The sequence below is a fragment of the Vibrio sp. 2033 genome, from assembly GCF_033339735.1.
The window spans coordinates 203,081-218,981 of sequence record NZ_JAWOVC010000002.1 but is presented as its reverse complement, the minus strand read 5'-3'; the positions used below and the strand labels follow the sequence as shown (position 1 = coordinate 218,981).

14 protein-coding genes are annotated in these 15,901 nt (G+C 43.9%); 9 read left to right on the top strand and 5 right to left on the bottom strand.

Going from position 1 to position 15,901, the window contains the following annotated elements:
- The first annotated feature begins 86 nt into the window (after positions 1-86).
- The 3 genes from R7P74_RS04285 (at position 87) to R7P74_RS04275 (ending at position 3,071) form a co-directional block, all read left to right on the top strand.
- Positions 87-1,823: a hypothetical protein gene (locus R7P74_RS04285; RefSeq protein WP_213873980.1), complete on the top strand. Its 1,737-nt coding sequence runs from the start codon at positions 87-89 to the stop codon at positions 1,821-1,823.
- Positions 1,820-2,551 (top strand): DUF3726 domain-containing protein, encoded by a 732-nt coding sequence (locus tag R7P74_RS04280; RefSeq protein ID WP_158173123.1) that lies wholly within the window; start codon positions 1,820-1,822, stop codon positions 2,549-2,551. The genes R7P74_RS04285 and R7P74_RS04280 overlap by 4 nt, the downstream gene beginning before the upstream one ends.
- Before the next feature lie 142 nt (positions 2,552-2,693).
- Positions 2,694-3,071, top strand: coding sequence for a nuclear transport factor 2 family protein (locus R7P74_RS04275; RefSeq protein WP_005390944.1), 378 nt, complete (start codon positions 2,694-2,696; stop codon positions 3,069-3,071).
- An 82-nt stretch (positions 3,072-3,153) separates the two neighbouring features.
- Here R7P74_RS04275 and R7P74_RS04270 read toward each other — a convergent pair whose 3' ends face one another.
- Both R7P74_RS04270 and R7P74_RS04265 read right to left on the bottom strand, forming a co-directional pair.
- Positions 3,154-4,149 carry an ABC transporter substrate-binding protein gene (locus R7P74_RS04270; RefSeq protein WP_005375798.1) on the bottom strand — a complete coding sequence of 332 codons (996 nt, stop codon included), beginning with the start codon at positions 4,147-4,149 and terminating at the stop codon, positions 3,154-3,156.
- 141 nt (positions 4,150-4,290) lie between these two features.
- Entirely contained in the window at positions 4,291-6,525 is a 2,235-nt protein-coding gene (locus R7P74_RS04265) for a hypothetical protein (protein WP_318122702.1), read from the bottom strand.
- A 425-nt stretch (positions 6,526-6,950) separates the two neighbouring features.
- Here R7P74_RS04265 and artP point away from each other — a divergent pair, with 425 nt between their 5' ends.
- The 5 genes from artP (at position 6,951) to R7P74_RS04240 (ending at position 10,578) form a co-directional block, all read left to right on the top strand.
- Positions 6,951-7,679, top strand: a complete 729-nt coding sequence (gene artP / locus R7P74_RS04260) for an arginine ABC transporter ATP-binding protein ArtP (protein WP_281419938.1) — start codon at positions 6,951-6,953, stop codon at positions 7,677-7,679.
- A gap of 88 nt (positions 7,680-7,767) precedes the next feature.
- Positions 7,768-8,511, top strand: coding sequence for an arginine ABC transporter substrate-binding protein (locus tag R7P74_RS04255; protein ID WP_213966286.1), 744 nt, complete (start codon positions 7,768-7,770; stop codon positions 8,509-8,511).
- A 1-nt stretch (position 8,512) separates the two neighbouring features.
- Complete coding sequence (gene artQ, locus R7P74_RS04250; protein WP_005388570.1) at positions 8,513-9,202, top strand: arginine ABC transporter permease ArtQ; 690 nt, start codon at positions 8,513-8,515, stop codon at positions 9,200-9,202.
- Complete coding sequence (artM, locus tag R7P74_RS04245) at positions 9,199-9,867, top strand: arginine ABC transporter permease ArtM (RefSeq protein ID WP_005388569.1); 669 nt, start codon at positions 9,199-9,201, stop codon at positions 9,865-9,867. The genes artQ and artM overlap by 4 nt, the downstream gene beginning before the upstream one ends.
- 138 nt (positions 9,868-10,005) lie before the next feature.
- Complete coding sequence (locus R7P74_RS04240; protein ID WP_225473306.1) at positions 10,006-10,578, top strand: protocatechuate 3,4-dioxygenase; 573 nt, start codon at positions 10,006-10,008, stop codon at positions 10,576-10,578.
- Between the two features lie 74 nt (positions 10,579-10,652).
- Here the strand turns inward: R7P74_RS04240 and R7P74_RS04235 are convergent, their stop codons facing one another.
- The 3 genes from R7P74_RS04235 to R7P74_RS04225 form a co-directional block, all read right to left on the bottom strand.
- The gene (locus R7P74_RS04235; protein ID WP_213869713.1) at positions 10,653-12,308 is read right to left on the bottom strand and encodes an ABC transporter substrate-binding protein; all 1,656 of its coding nucleotides are present in this window, start codon (positions 12,306-12,308) and stop codon (positions 10,653-10,655) included.
- A gap of 330 nt (positions 12,309-12,638) precedes the next feature.
- Positions 12,639-13,256, bottom strand: coding sequence for an OmpA family protein (locus R7P74_RS04230; protein ID WP_213869714.1), 618 nt, complete (start codon positions 13,254-13,256; stop codon positions 12,639-12,641).
- 5 nt (positions 13,257-13,261) lie between these two features.
- The gene (locus R7P74_RS04225) at positions 13,262-14,575 is read right to left on the bottom strand and encodes a TolC family outer membrane protein (RefSeq protein WP_225473307.1); all 1,314 of its coding nucleotides are present in this window, start codon (positions 14,573-14,575) and stop codon (positions 13,262-13,264) included.
- Between the two features lie 373 nt (positions 14,576-14,948).
- On the opposite strand from R7P74_RS04225, the gene R7P74_RS04220 reads away from it, so the two are divergent.
- A partial coding sequence (locus tag R7P74_RS04220; protein WP_318122701.1) for a VCBS domain-containing protein occupies positions 14,949-15,901 on the top strand: 953 nt, incomplete at its 3' end.

The window sequence follows — 15,901 nt, the reverse complement described above, 5'->3', positions numbered from 1 at the left end:
AACAACGTGGAGCTTGTGCGGGTGTTTTCCTCCTGCATCCGCACAAACCCTAGTATTCTTACAATAACAAATAGGTGGTGAGCAAAATGGATGCACATCGTTCTACTTATACGGAAGCAACTATGCGCGATGCAGCGATTGTCATGGCAGCCGAAAGGCTTGGCGCAATGCACCAAAACCGAATCAGCTTTGTTCGCAGTCTGATTCGTAATATGGCAAGCCAAAACTGGCAAGTAACCAAGCATGAGTGGCAGCTTTGTCCTCGTGGTTATGGTCATGTGATTTACAAATTGACCACGCCAGAGCACGTTTATCATTTGGTGGTATTCTGTGATGAAATTGCCGACGACGAGCGTAATGATCGCGTAATTGCTGAAAAGTGGGACGTCACATTTGCACTGGTTCAAGGCGATGTTGATGTTACTTTGTTGGAAAGATTGCGAGAAAATGTACCGCTGCAAGAAGCGGGACGTAATCCAAACAACGTACTTGTTCTGGCTCGCGCAAACAAAAGCGTGCGCGTGTTTGAGCACATTGTTAGCGCACTTTCTCAAGGCAAGCAGCCCGAGCCAAAAGAGCTGGCGGAAGTGGGTTATATCCTGCGTACCACAGCTGTGTATGGGAACGGCAAGTTTGGCATCGCCGATTTCAAACTGCTAGAGAACAACTCAGATTTCAGCCAGTCTTTTAGTGCGCAAATGTGCGCGGTATATATGTTGCGTGAATTCAGCTTGGATTGGGTGCACTACCTAGCACTTCAGCAAGGTGGCGATAACGCGGTGGCTTTGCATCGTGGCTTGCAGCGCTACCTTGGTGTCGGCAATGCGACTGGCTTAGGCATGGCTCCATACTTGATTAATCACCCGTGCATCGTTGACCAATGGATGACCTCTCGCGAACGTGCGGTAGCGCGAGTCTTTGCGATGCCATGTGAAGCGTCGTTCCATGCTCCTTTGCAAGGATTGCTGCAAAAAGCACAGCGTCATTTAGAGCAAGTCATCACCATCAATGAACATCAAGACAGGCTCAATCATCAAGCGATATCAGACATCAAACAACTGCTATCGGAGCTAACAACGTTAATGGCATTACATCCGAACTGGGCGAGTTTGGTCGAGCATAAGAAAACAATGAGTGTGGAAGCCCAAGAAATCCTCACCTCTTGCTTGATCGAACTCTACCCATCTTTAGTGGATGAATTTGCTAGCCAAATGAATACGGATGAAATGTTATCTATTCCGGGCGGGAAAAAGATCCAAGATTTACTGGAAGTGTTGCAAAGCAAGTACCGCTGGGCGATTGATGCGGATTACTCACTAGCCGAGAACAACTACTGGTTCTGGTATCGCTCACAAGATAAAGAAGAGCCAAGGCTTGGTGTTCGCGGGGAAGAGGCTGGAGAAGAAAAAGAACTGCCGCTTGATATCGGCAGACAAGTGAATCGCTTGTACCAGGCCTTGCTTGACTGTGATGTAGAAATGTCCGTAGCAGAGTTTCTATTGCAAAAACCGGCTTATCGTTCGATCACACGTCGCGTATGGACGCTAGGCAACCGTGCGATGGGGGATATTCAAATGAATGTGCTGCGTAAAGATGCGTTACCAATGCACTTACTGCGCTGTAAATTGGCGATCTTTGGCGCGACTAAGTTTGATCCGCGCTCGGATCGTTGGGTTCGAGTAACTTTCTTCCAAGGTGCGCCGTTGTTAGATGAAATTCACGACCCTAAACTGGCAGACACATGGATTTTCCCTAGCATGCCGCCACGTGACGAAATTGCGCAAAGTGATAATCAAAAAATCAGTGGAGGATTTGCATTATGATCGTCTCTCACAACGAATTGGTGGCCGCGGTTAATAAGGCATTTCTTGGCATGCGCCGTCACTGTGGTGAGGCGGATGTCATTGCGAACATGGTGGCGGACTTGCAAATGGTTGGCTTACATGGAGTTCGTCATTTTAATAACGCCAGTCTGTTTCTTGGGTTAGATTCAGACTGCGCCGTATCGGTGACCAACAGTACGCCGTCAAGCATAGAGGTAGAACTGCACAACGGGAGTGTAGCGTGTCATTTACCCGCTGTGTTGGATTTCGCACTTGAGAAAATGATTAACCGTAAGTCGATTACTATCACGTTGACGCAGTGCCATAACCGTTGGCTAGGTTTTAGTGAGTTGTTGAAGCTCTCTGCAAAAGGCATTGCGTGCCGTGCACAATGGGTCAATGGCTCTAGTCCCAAGCGAACGCTTTATGTGTTAAACCGTGGACGAATCGCGCCAGAAGTCTTTTTCTCGGATCAGTTTGATGGGCATGATACGGATTTGCATAGTATGGTTATCGAGCTCTCCGTGAACGATTTCGATATCGAGAAAAGTGCACAAGGGTATACCACCCACATTGAAGGAGATGAGTTAAGCCGCACGCAACAAGCTTCTTGGCAAAATGGTATCTTTGTCGAAGACCAAGAATGGGAAACACTGAAACAAACCGCAACCGCGTTGCTGGTGGAGAACAGTGAGCGTTCTATGCTCGGTGCTGGTGGTGTGGTTTAAGCGATGAAAGGCGATGATTCCAAGTAGAAGTGATGAAGGCTGCTGTTTAGCGGCCTTTTTTGTGCGCGATGTTCAGTCACTTCTGAAGTTCAAAGACTATGATTACCGTTATCCGCAAGATGGAGCAACACAGGTAAGAAAAATGGATCTGCAAGAGAATAAAAGAAATGCCATTGCGTTTTACGAAACCGCCTATAGAGGTAACCCAAGAAAGGCAGTTGAAGACTACGTAGGTGATGAGTACATCCAGCACAATCCATTAGTTGGAAATGGCCCCGAGGCTTTTATCGAGTATTTTGAGCGGATGCAAAATGAGTATCCCAATAAAGACATTACGTTTGTGCGAGCCATTGCTGAAGGGAACTTGGTGGCACTACACACTCACCAAACATGGCCTAATGATATTGAATACGTGACGATGGATTTCTTTCGTTTTGATCATAATGGGAAGATTGTTGAACATTGGGACGCTCTGCAAGAGATTCCTAAAGAAACATTGAATGGTCACACCATGTATTAACGAGTCGTTGACGAGTCTCCCATGCCGTTTATTCAAACGGTATGGGAGGTTAAATGATTTGTGGCACTTTAAGTATTAATCATCAAAGCGCTTTTTCGATTCTCACCGCGACGTCTTCAGATACCCAGCCTTTCCACAAGTCAGGGTAGGTATTAAAGAAGTAAAACATCGCTTCTTCACCGTCCGCGTAGTTATCTTCCATCCAGGCCAGCATTTCACTCATTTGCTCGTTGGTAAATCCGCGTTTCTGCAAGTACGCGAATGCTTGGGGTTCTTTGCTCGCAAACGCCTCAGTTGTTACTGTGCGAACTGGAGAAGGTGGGTACATTGTTACTTTTGGTGAAGCGCAATCAGGCTGAGTGGTACAGTTGCGATACTCTTCTAAATCTGTTCCGCTACCAAAATCCACTTTGACCATATCATACTTGCCCAATACGGGGGTCGGTGACCAGTAGTAACCAAACCAAGGCATTTTGCGATCATAGGCTTTGGCGATGGTGCCAGCTAATGCTGCGCCAGATCCTGGGTCAACCATCTCAAAGCCGTGCTCACTTAACCCTAATGCATTAAACAAGTGACCGGAGGTGATTTGGCATGTCCAACCAGCAGGGCAGCTATAGAACGCGAACTTGTCATCATCTTCTGGGTGTTCAAATAGTTTGGCGTGCTTGATGACGCCTTCTATCGTCGCGAGTTCTGGATACTGTTTTACCAGATAGGCGGGAACCCAAAACCCTTCTTCACCACCATTGACAAGCGATTCACTAGCGATGCGCAAGCGTTTATCCGCAATCCCTTTATCAAGTGCTTCTTTAATACCGTTTGTCCATAACTCTGGCGCAACGTCAGGCTGTCCCTTTTCAATCATAGAGGTGCCTGTAGGAACGCTATCACCAGGGATCAATTCCGCATCGCACTGGTAGCCTTCATTTAAGACAAATTGGTCGATGTGCGCCATTAAGCTGGCCGAATTCCAATTCATGTCTGCGATGGTTATTTTTCCGCATTCGTCCGCATTTGCATGAGTAGATAATGCTGATAGCAGCAGAACAGAGAGCATTGAAGGTGTCGTCTTCATGTGACTGAATTTCCTTGTCGTTGTCATTTACTTCAGTATATACATCGGTTTATAAAGATTCAGTGAACAAGTTTTTTTCAGTGACGTTAAGCATAAAAACGGCGATTTATGAAGCGTTTAGTCAGAGTGGTTGAAAGGGAGTTAATACAGCAAGAACACCCCTTCGTAGCCGCCGATCTCAATGTGAGAAACATAGTCGCCGATGTTACCGTCTTGATCTACAGGTCGCATAGGTTCTGGAAGTGCGATAGTTATCTTCGGTGAGGAGAAATAATCGATATTCTTGCCAAAGAAATCAGTTCGATACAGAACTCGGCCTTTGGTGAATTCGCGGGCTAACACCATCTCTGTAGGGCCATGCATCACTACCGTATCGTCTGAGTGATACGCAAAGTACGTATGGGTTGGTAACAAATCGATAGCGCCATTGGGCAAGTCAGGATGAGCCACTTTGCTCATAGAAGCATCTCCAATCACCGTGTAATCGGCAGGATAGGGCGTGCTGGTGGACATCATTACCGGAGTCGCCTGATACCCCTCTGGTATTTGATTGGCAGGCTCTCCCAAATCAACGGCAAGCAAGGTGCTAGGTTGATAAGCAATATTCATTGGTACGCCTGCCTTCCAGAAGTTGTCACTTGTTGTGTTATTACTTCCATATAAGTAGCCATTGTTCCACTGATTAAAGTAAATGCGCTCAGGGTGATAGTTTAAGTAGAACACCGCTAGTGCAGAGTATTGGTCCTGTTTCCAATTGTCTTCTGTGTTCCCAAAGTATTGAACGCGACCATAACGCGTTGTCGCTTGATAAATCACTTTCTGGCCAGCTTTGGCGAGTGCAGAGTTATCCCAAAACTTAGCTAACCCAGCATAGCCACTAAAGCCGGTAGAAGGGAAAAGGTAGTGCTCGCGCAAGTACAAGGAGCCAGCGTTAACCAAGTGGTTTTGCCTATTACGACCGAATAAGTTTGCCGTACCTATGTTGAGGCCAATTAACGCATCTTCATCCAGCGTTGCCAGTTTATTCAAGAACGCCGAGAATTGCGCTTTGTACGCATCGTCAGCAGCTTGGCTACCCGCCACCAAACCAAGCTCATCCACCGTACCACCGGAATAAACGTAGAACTGATTTTCTCCGAGTAACTTATTCGTGTCGTCGTTGTACGCACCATTTAAACCTTCTTTCGCCCATTCAGCTTGGTAATAGTGGCGCATTGTATTGGTAAAAACGGGATTACCGAGATTGGTCAATGCCCATGAAGAGGTTTGATTCCACATACGACCAAATGGAATAACCCGTGACTCCCAACGAAATCGTGCGGTTGCATTCTTATTTGAACGGTTTTTGTATTCATTCCAAGAAAGATAATTGTCTTGGTTTCGATCTGCAGATTTGTCGAAGCCACGAATTTTACGCCAGCGTTGAATGGTTTGACCTTCAGGTGTCTCCGTTGGTGCTCCTGAGATATTGACGGCAGGGAAGCTATTTTTGAGTTGAATGTTTTCGAGACGTGGGCGGTTTTCTATGTTGCCGTCATGCCAAGTAATTTTCGCAAAGTAAAGGCGGCCACCGTCGCGTAAAAAGGTGGAGCCAAAGTACTGACCGCCACCATAAGTTTTTCCGCTACCATCATGCGTTGTAGCGCGAACCCAATCCGAAGGAACAGACCAGTTTACTGTTTGGTTTTTAGTCATGTTCTCAGTTTTGTCTTTTTTAATCGCGAAGCGTTTCCATTCTGTTACCCGACCAAACGAGTCGATAGCAGAAGGGTATTCAATCGTGAAGCTGCCGCCTTGAGCAAACTGAGAGAACGTAAAGGCTAAGCGGTCGAACTTCTCTGAGTGATAGACATAGAGGGCTCCACCATCATTCGCCTGGCCAAATACATCAGCATCCCATGGCGGTGGTTGATATAGCCAAAAGCCGGCGTGGTCAGCGCTGGCGGTATAGCCAACGATCATCGGTTTTCGATTGAGTAAGGTATTTTCACCATGGCTTGAGTCGACTTCAGCTAGGATAGTGTCTTCAGAAAAGTGGAGAAAGAAATCTTCGTAGTCAATTCCATTCAGTTCTGCTTGGTTACGTATATCGTTTTCCAGCCAACCTGAGTTAAGTTCCAGCTTTTGGTTGTACATGTAACCAAGCGCTTTTACACGCTCGTTATCACTCTTATCTTTGTAAGCTCCAAACACGATATCGGCATTATCCAACTCCCATTCAAGTGCAGCGGCAGCAGATATAGGCTTATCTTGAAGATCAATACCCTGTTCATGCAATCCAGGTAACACGATTGCTGTTCTACTCCAAACGCTGGGTATAGAAAGTAAGCTCAGAGAAGCAAGTGCAATGAGAGAAAAACAATGCGACTTCAACATGGGGTTATCTCACTCATACTTAGATGACTCGAATTAAGGGCCAGAATACAAAGAGAAATTATAGTCCATTCACAAAGTCCTAATCAGGAACCCGCTGATAGAAGGCTTTACCGGAAATCGAGGGGGGAAGCCCGGCAAAAATGAGAAGGTCTGCGTCGGGTGTAGTACGTTCAAAGACTCAAAACTCCGTCTACACAAGCACAAAAGTAACCAGAATTTTAACCTTGTTTCGATTGCCATCATATTGTTTGATTTTCATCAACAATTTCAGTTAAAACCAACTGATTAAACCAGTCATATTCTCTGTTGTATTGATTTCTTATCATACAAAAATTTAACAAAATTAATTTTTATACATTTTTATTGCATAAAAAATCCTTTTGAGTAATATAAATGTCAAGTGACAATTAATGCGGTATGTCAGCATGACTATTCAGGTAAGCGGAATCAATAAATCCTACGGTGAGACACAAGTGCTTCACGATGTCAGCTTTAAGTGTGAAAGCGGCGAAACACTGGTGTTACTTGGTCCAAGTGGTGCAGGGAAGAGCTCTCTACTACGTGTTCTTAACCTTCTTGAAGGTGCGGATAACGGCAAGCTAAACATCGCAAATGATGTTTTTGATTTCTCTACTGAAATCAAAGAGAAACAAGGTTTAGAACTTCGTCGTAAAGTAGGCATGGTGTTCCAGCAGTACAACCTATGGCCACACATGACAGTGATGGAGAACCTGATTGAGGCTCCGGTAAAAGTCGCTGGCATGGATAAAGAAGAAGCGAAGAAGCAGGCAATGCAAATTCTTGCGACGCTGCATTTGGCAGACAAAGCGGATGCATGGCCGATGCAACTTTCTGGTGGTCAGCAACAACGTGTGGCGATTGCTCGTGCATTGATGATGAAACCGGAAGTCTTGCTTTTTGATGAACCGACCGCTGCGCTTGATCCGGAAATTACTAACCAAGTCGTTAAGATTATTAAAAATTTAAGCGAAACCGGAATTACACAAGTAGTTGTGACGCACGAAGTGGATTTCGCCAAGAAAATCGCTAGTCACGTACTGTATTTAGAAAAAGGACACATCGTTGAGCACGGCACAAATGATTCGTTTTCTAACCCGCAAACCGCCCAGTTTGCTGACTACCTAAATCACTAAATTACGTTTTTAAAGTTCAGTCTATTTAACAGATAAGCTCGGCTGTCATTGCGAGTGTCAGCCCACTAAGTACACACGGAGTATTGCAATGAAAAAGATTCTACTAGCTTCACTAATCGGCCTTTCTTCTGCAACTGTGGCAGCAAACGCAGCAGCACAAGAAGAGATCAAATTCGCGATGGAAGCGACGTACGCACCATTCGAATACATGGATGAAAACAACCAAATCCAAGGTTTTGACGTGGATCTGGCGAACGCACTATGTAAAGAAATGGAAGCCAAATGTACCTTCCATAACCAATCTTTTGACAGCCTGATCCCTGCATTAAAATTCAAACGTTACGATGCGGCTATCTCTGCAATGGACATTACCGAGGCGCGTTTGGAGCAAGTGAATTTCACGAATGCATACTATGACAACTCAGCTGCGTTTGTTTCTATCAAAGAAAAAGTGGCTGATCAAAAAGCACTAGAAGGTAAGCGTGTTGGTGTTCAAAACGGTTCAACACACCAAAGTTACCTGATTGAGCAAATGCCAGGTGTAACTGCGGTTCCTTACTCAAGCTACCAAGACGCATTCATCGATATGAAGAACGGTCGTATTGATTCTGTATTCGGCGATACAGCTGTTGTAGCTGAATGGTTCAAGAAAGAAGACAATCTAGCATACGTGGGCGAGCACGTAACCAACCCTAAATACTTCGGTAACGGTTTCGGTATCGCAGTAAATAAAGGTAACGACGAGCTAGTGAACAAGCTGAACACAGCACTGAAAACAGTGAAAGCAAACGGCGAATACGACGTAATCTACAACAAATACTTCGGTAAGTAATATGGCACTAACGGGTTACTCTTTATCGCTTGTTCAAGCTAGTTGGATGACTGTCCAGCTGGCCTTCACAAGCCTTTTAGTCGGTTTGATTCTGGCAGTGGTATTCGCCAGTGGTGAAATGTCTCGCCGCGTTTTCGTTAAATGGCCAATGACGGCGTTTGTGACGATTGTACGTGGTTTGCCAGAAATCCTTGTCGTGTTGTTCATCTATTTTGGTTCGACGCAGGTTCTGTTTTTAATCACCGGCGATTTTATTGAAGTTAGCCCGTTCTTGTCTGGCGTGGTGGCGTTGTCATTGATCTTCGCTTCCTACGCTTCTCAAACTCTACGTGGCGCATTAAAAGCCGTTGGAAGAGGGCAGAGAGAAGCAGCAAGTGCACTCGGCATCAGTCAAGCACACGCTTTCGTTCGCATTGTTTTACCACAAGCAGTAAGACACGCACTACCAGGTTTAACTAACCAATGGTTGGTTCTGCTGAAAGACACCGCGCTTGTATCACTGATTGGCGTAACGGATTTGTTGAAACAAGCGCAGCTAACATCTGCAGCGACGCATGAAGCGTTTACATGGTACGCAACAGCTGCGGCGATTTACTTAGGCATTACTTTGATTACGCAACGTGCCGTAAAACTGATTGATAAGAAGTTCTCAATTCAAGGCATGAGCATGGGACAGGAGGCAACTGCATGAACGAACAACACGTTTGGCAAATGCTGGATGGCTTAGGCACTAGCCTTCAATTGACCGCCGCTTCCTTGGTTGTGGGCTGTCTTTTAGCTTTGATGATGACGCTGACTCTGATCCTACGTACTCCGGGTTTGCATTGGGTAAGTCGTGGCATCATCACCTTGTTCACTGGTACACCTTTGTTGGTGCAGATCTTCTTGGTGTACTACGGTCCGGGTCAGTTTGATGCCGTAAGAGAAAGTGTATTCTGGACATGGTTAAGCCAACCTTGGTTCTGTGCGATGTTGGCGTTAGCGTTGAATACCGCTGCATACAGCACTCAGTTGTTCAAAGGAGCGTTTAACGCGATTCCTTCCGGTCAATGGCAAGCGTGTCGTGCTCTGGGTATGAACAAAACCGCAACGCTAAAAGTGCTGCTACCATACGCTATTCGTCGTGCTGTTCCTGCTTACTCGAACGAAGTGATTTTGGTCTTCAAAGGCACGTCACTAGCAAGCACGATTACGATCATGGATCTGATGGGTTATGCGCAGCGCATTAACGCACAAACCTACGATACGTTGACGGTATTTGGTATTGCAGGCGCATTTTATTTAACGGTAAATGGTGTGCTAACTCTCATTTTCCGTCAGGTAGAGAAGAAAGCATTGGCGTTCGAAGCCGCATAATCCTTCAATCAACACTCATCATTTAGTTCCACAGTGCCTCTGCGAATGGCTCTCTTGCAGGGGCATTTTTTATATTCGTCATGGCAAATTCCTTAAGTTCCCCCAAACTTAATTCAACGCAATTGTATTGGTGGCACCATGGAAAGAAGACACTTTTTAGCGCTGTGGACATTGTTGTTCGCCCCCTCTTTAAAAGCGAAAACACCAATGCGGCCAACGCCAGCACAAACTGAAGGGCCATTTTATCCAGTAGTGAACATTCCTCTTCGTCAAAACTTGATTCTGCAATCAGAAGGTTTGGTCGGTGAAGCTATCGTGTTGCAAGGTAAAGTCGTAGATACATCGGGAAACCCAGTTTCAGGCATCAAAGTAGAAATCTGGCAATGCGATGGGCAGGGGATTTACGATCACCCTAAGCAGCCAAATAATGATAAGTTTGATACTCACTTTGCAGGTTTTGGTGCAGTTTTAACTGACGAAGATGGGAATTACCTTTTTCAAACGTTATTTCCGGTTCCATACAGCTCTCGACCTCCCCACATCCACGTCAAACTATGGCGTGGAGGGAAAGAGTTATTAACGACTCAGCTTTATTTGAAAGGGCGAACTGGTAACGAGTGGTGGGGCGGAAAAGCCCGTGATTATTTGCAGTTTGAGCCTGTCAACATTGATGGTCGAGTCGTCGGTAAGTTCAATTTTGTGCTCGCTTAGTGTGATTAAGCATTATTTTGAAAATTCACATCGTAGATTACAAAAGTAATTAGCAAACAGAAGCTTCTAACAGATTAGTCTTGTCCGCCTCTGACTCTTAGTTTGTAGAAATCGCTGTACCCAGATTTGCGGAGTTGAACACCGCTTACACCTTTCGCTCTGGTGATTTTTTCTTGCCCCCAGAACAATGGTAAGATTGTGGTATCAGCTCTGAGCTCTGAGAGTATCCCCTCCAAACGTTTTTCAGGCTTGGTATCTGAGACTGCATCGTGTACGTGGTTAATGTGCTGTTCAAATTCATCAGAGTGAAGAGAAAATCGAATACCTGTACCTGTTAATAGCCACTCATAAATTCCATAGGTTAAAGGTGGCTCAATAACATCTTCGACAAAGAGCAAGTCGGCTTGTTCTTTTACAAGTTGAGGATTACTAGCGTCAGTTAGCTCCACAAATTCTACATGCAACCCAGTTTGACGGATTAAATCTACGATCCATTGGTTCGCTTTACTTAAATAATCAATCGTCCACTTTGGATGGGTTATGACCAACGTTCCTTCAAGCTGAGGAACATTCTCGTTATGAGAGTTATCATCGAGAATGTGCATTGTTTCCAAGCCATTCGCTTTGGCAAATTCAAATCTACGATTCTCGATAAAAGAAAATAGGCGCTGCCAAGTTTGCTCGCTTAGTGAGCACTCGGCGCGACGATTACGTGCTAGAAAAGAAAATGCCTGAATCATATAACATTCGGTATCGTCAGTTTCCTGGTTATAACTGATGTATTGATCCAGCTCAGTCCCTTGATGAGAGAGCGTTATTTGCTCCAATAATGCCTTTTTTGCGAAATAGTTATGATGTTTCTTCAGTACTATTTTGTCGGTATCCCAATGTCTAAGTACAAACGGGCCAGTACCTATTGTGATACTGCGACCTTTAAAGCTCTTCTGACGTCGAGTAGTGATAGACGCATTTGCGGTTGCTAAGCAGTAAATAAATAAGTTATTAGGCTGCTTTAAGTCAATACGGATAGCTTGTTTGGCATTATCGAAGCTGATACGAGTGACTTGCTGAAGTAATTTTTGGACGGGGCCATCGGTTGTAATGAGCTTATTTAAAGAGTGTACGACATCTTCTGCTTGTAATGTTAGACCATCGTGACAGTAGATATCAGGGCGGAGCCAAATATATATACAACTGCCTTCATTTTTGTACTCACAAGCGAGGTGATTTTTTAATTGACCGTAGTGATCAACGGTAAAAAGAGTGTCATACAAGCTGCGTATTACCTGCAGTTCCGAAAAGCGATAGGTCAGTGAAGGGTTTAGCTCATCTACCCAAGGATACTGGCTGACGATGAGTGTGTTTGAATCTTTGTTTTCTTCTGAAACTTCTGCGAGTGCCTGGCTAAGTGCGTTTACGGCGGTGCTACGATAATGTTCAAGTAATCGTGAGATAACATCAAAGCTACCATTGTTGATTTCATGACGGATCGTAAAGTAGAGCGCTTGATGTATCGTTGCCGTAACTTTTAGTGTACTGGCTTTCCCACGGCCACGACCTGGTTCCCAATGAATCCAATTGTAGCTATCCAGTATTCTCAGTATGTTAGATATATTTCGTCTAGAGGTTGAAAAAACCAGTTCTAAATCGTCGAGATTTACCTGATACGTTTGAGAGTGTTTGTAATGTTTTAATAGCTGGCTCAATCTACGAAGACATGTTTCTGTCATGTTTTATTATGTTTCCTCAATAGATGATTGATGTATTAAAGTTATATAATAAATTGGTTTCATATTATGATGAAGGAAAGGTGATAGCTTAAACCCTTCAGTGCTATTGATTGGCTGTTCTTCTTCCCATTTAAAAGTATTGGTGGTTTTTATTTTGACTCTAATATATTACTACTAATAGAGAGTAAAGGCTCACTTTTAATTTTTACTATAATATTAGAGGGTTATGATTAATGTTAGTGTTTGTTTTATTAGTTGTATCTAATTAGCTAGGCGTAATGACATGAAAAGTAACCCCCGCTCATCTATGTAAATAAGCAGGGGGAAAGTTTATTTTACTTCTGGGAAAGTAGTGAATATCGTCCACTCATCTTTAACCATTCCTTGATGACCGACAACAGTGGCAGTAACGCGGCGGTTTAATGCGTGGCTGACACGATCCATGCCCGGCTCTGCTAACTGTGTGTCGCCAAAAGCAATAATTGCAAGGCGGTTACCTTGGATTCCCTTTTTTATCAATAGATTGCGTACATTCTCTGCACGATGGCGAGATAGGTTTAAATTATAGTCTGCGCGTCCGACCTTACTTGCGTATCCTTGTATCTCTATAGAAGTGGTTGGATACTTTTTAAGAAATGCAGCTAACTCATCTATTTTATTTTTAAAAATTTGGTTAATGAGAGCAGAGTCATTATCAAATAAAATCTTAAGTTGGTATTGCTCTTCTTTATGCAAATAGGTTTCACAACCATCATTGTCCACTTCTGCCCCTATTGGAGTGCCTGCGCAAAGATCGCGAGCGTTTATCACACCATCTTGGTCCAAGTCATTTAGGTCAGCAATCTGATTCGCCTTTGGTATAGGAATGTACGTTAGCTCATCTTGTGCGTATGCATTATGATGACTCATTATGATTAAAGCCAGAGTGATTAGAAGATTCTTTTTCATTGTATTTAGTACTCCACCGATTGAGTCCACTCTTCCGGTATGTCGACGCGCAATGCGTCTAAAAGTTGCCCGGTTGAAGTCAGGGTCCGATATTGTGCGTATTGCTGTGCAAATTGTGTTTCTAAGTAGTTTTTGCGTGATTCAAACAACTCGTTTTCAGTGTTCAGCAGATCAAGTAGGGTGCGCTTTCCAATACGATATTGTTTTTGGTATGCAATAACGGTGTTTGACATGGAATCAACGTGTTGTATTAAAAAAGACTTTTGTTGTTTAGTCAGCTCAAGAGCGCTCCAAGAAAGGCGAAGCTCTTGCTCTACACTTCGGTATGCTCGCTCTCTGAGGTCTTTCGCTTTGTTTAGTTGGTAGGCCATGCTGTCGCTATTCGCTGAGTCCTGGCCACCGTTGTAAAGATTATATCGCATACGAAGCATTGCTTGCGTTTCAGTGTTGAGACCGCTTACTCCACCAACGTCGTCATTCCAGCTTTGTTTCGCTTCAAATGAGATGACTGGAAAATAGTTTGCATTCGCTTGTTTGTATTGAAACCTAGCAGAATCTACGTCTGCGAGTGCAGTTTTTATAACAGGATGATTGTCAAAAGCCTGCGATTTGGCCTCGGCGAGAGAGCTTGGGATGAAGTTTTGGTCTGCGTGCGGAAAAATAAGGTTAGTTGGAACTTCGCCAACTAAGCGAAAGAATGCTGTCTTTGCATCTTTATGATTATTTTGCGCGGCTAAGACGTTACTTTGGGCTTTTGCAAGGCGAGCTTTAACTTGATTAAGATCTGCAACTGAGCCAATTCCTGACTCTGTACGTTTTTTAATATCGGTATATATCCGCTTATGTGTGTTGAGATTGCTAGTTGAAAGCGCAGTTAACTTTTGTGTTTTTACAACATCCAAGTAAGTTTTGATGACTTCTAGCGCAACGTTTTGAGCATCTGCAAGTAACTGATAACGTACAGATTCTGCATCTGCAGAAGTACGATCGATATCATATAAAGTTTTTGAACCATCCCATATCAGTTGAGTGAGACTAATTGCCATATCTTTACGAGTCATTTCCGTATCACTCTTACCTGTTGAGTTGGAAGGGTGAATGCTCTCGTAACCGATACCTGCGTCAATATCGAGGCTAGGTTTATATGCTCCACGCGATTTGTCTATAAGATAATGGCTACTCATGTATTCGTTAAACGCACTTTTGATATCAGGGTTAGTTGCAAATGTTGTAGCTATTGCTTGTTCTAAAGTTTGTGCGCTAGAAACCAGTGGTATTAGCAAACCAAAACACGCGACACTAATATTACTTAGCTTCACTTAAATCTCCCCAAATAATTTTGACGCCAGTTATTTTTAAGAATAAACATTAAAGATTACTAATATTCCAGGGCAAACGTTTTCTCCTGACTTTCGCTTGTGGAATATAAGCTGCTATGTGCTATTTCAATAAAAATTTAATGACAAGTTTAAAAAATATTAAAAATAGGTCGCATAACATATGTTTTTACGGTGCAAAATAAAACAAATTTAAAACATGAAAATTATTGATAGGATAATTGCGTGTTTTAGATGGGTTAATTGATGCTAGCTTACGCCCAATTGTGTATATCGCTTCTTGAAAATAAGTCTTATTACTTTCTTGGTTTTATGGACTTTGAGATTTTTGTATTTACTAAATGAGGTATAGCTCTTGGTTGGACCATCAAAATTAACCGCACAAACTTATGTTGTAATCGGCCTAGATGGTCAAACTAAAGCTTTTGCGTCTAAAGAAAACTTGCTACCGGGAGAAGTGGTCGTTGAATTAGTAGAAGGGAAGATCCAACCTCAGCATGTATATATTGCTGGCACAGGAGGTGAAGCTCAAACGGATTCTACCGACAAGCTTGCGAAAATATTAGAGGCCATCGAAAAAGGGCAAGACCCGAGTGAATTAGGTGATGAATATGCTACTGAAGCCGGTGAACTTACGGGTTCAAGTTTGACGGCCTCTGGTACTGTTGAACGAACGGGTGCAGAAGTACTAGCAAGTACTTTTTTTGAAACCGCCGGCGTGACGACAGAGCAAAGTACAACGCTATTTAATATTTCTCGATTCACAGCCTCAGAAGTTGGTGAAACTGAAGCGTTGATTGATGGTGAAGATAGAGGTGCCGTTCAAGAAGACGTGACGTTTGAAGCTTCTGGCAACCTCAGTGTTACTGATCGAAACGCAGGTGAAGCGTTATTCCAATCACAGAGTGAGGTTCAAGATAGTCATTGGGGCGTTTTCTCAATTGATGCTTTCGGTAACTGGAATTATCAGCTGAATAATGAGCACGAAGAAGTGCAGGCTTTGGATCATGACAGTGACCCAATCATCAGAAGTATTACCGTTTTATCTGAAGATGGCACTGAGCATGAAGTAGTGATCTCTATTACAGGCACCGAAGACACGCCTATGGTTGACGGTACGTTCACCGGCAAGGTGACCGAAGGCAATCTCGGTGATGTTGCGACCGCAACAGGCACCATTGCTATTACTGATGTTGATAATGGCGACGATCCGATTTTTGCAAACACTACCGTTACGGGCACCTATGGTGAGCTAGCATTGGTGGATGGTCAGTGGACGTATACGCTGGACCAAAGCCAGGTTCAACA

Excerpts from the sequence above, each read along its gene's own strand:
- R7P74_RS04285 (WP_213873980.1), top strand. The coding sequence starts at position 87 with ATGGATGCACATCGTTCTACTTATACGGAAGCAACTATGCGCGATGCA.
- R7P74_RS04280 (WP_158173123.1), top strand. The coding sequence starts at position 1,820 with ATGATCGTCTCTCACAACGAATTGGTGGCCGCGGTTAATAAGGCATTT.
- R7P74_RS04275 (WP_005390944.1), top strand. The coding sequence starts at position 2,694 with ATGGATCTGCAAGAGAATAAAAGAAATGCCATTGCGTTTTACGAAACC.
- R7P74_RS04270 (WP_005375798.1), bottom strand. The coding sequence starts at position 4,149 with ATGAAGACGACACCTTCAATGCTCTCTGTTCTGCTGCTATCAGCATTA.
- R7P74_RS04265 (WP_318122702.1), bottom strand. The coding sequence starts at position 6,525 with ATGTTGAAGTCGCATTGTTTTTCTCTCATTGCACTTGCTTCTCTGAGC.
- artP (WP_281419938.1), top strand. The coding sequence starts at position 6,951 with ATGACTATTCAGGTAAGCGGAATCAATAAATCCTACGGTGAGACACAA.
- R7P74_RS04255 (WP_213966286.1), top strand. The coding sequence starts at position 7,768 with ATGAAAAAGATTCTACTAGCTTCACTAATCGGCCTTTCTTCTGCAACT.
- artQ (WP_005388570.1), top strand. The coding sequence starts at position 8,513 with ATGGCACTAACGGGTTACTCTTTATCGCTTGTTCAAGCTAGTTGGATG.
- artM (WP_005388569.1), top strand. The coding sequence starts at position 9,199 with ATGAACGAACAACACGTTTGGCAAATGCTGGATGGCTTAGGCACTAGC.
- R7P74_RS04240 (WP_225473306.1), top strand. The coding sequence starts at position 10,006 with ATGGAAAGAAGACACTTTTTAGCGCTGTGGACATTGTTGTTCGCCCCC.
- R7P74_RS04235 (WP_213869713.1), bottom strand. The coding sequence starts at position 12,308 with ATGACAGAAACATGTCTTCGTAGATTGAGCCAGCTATTAAAACATTAC.
- R7P74_RS04230 (WP_213869714.1), bottom strand. The coding sequence starts at position 13,256 with ATGAAAAAGAATCTTCTAATCACTCTGGCTTTAATCATAATGAGTCAT.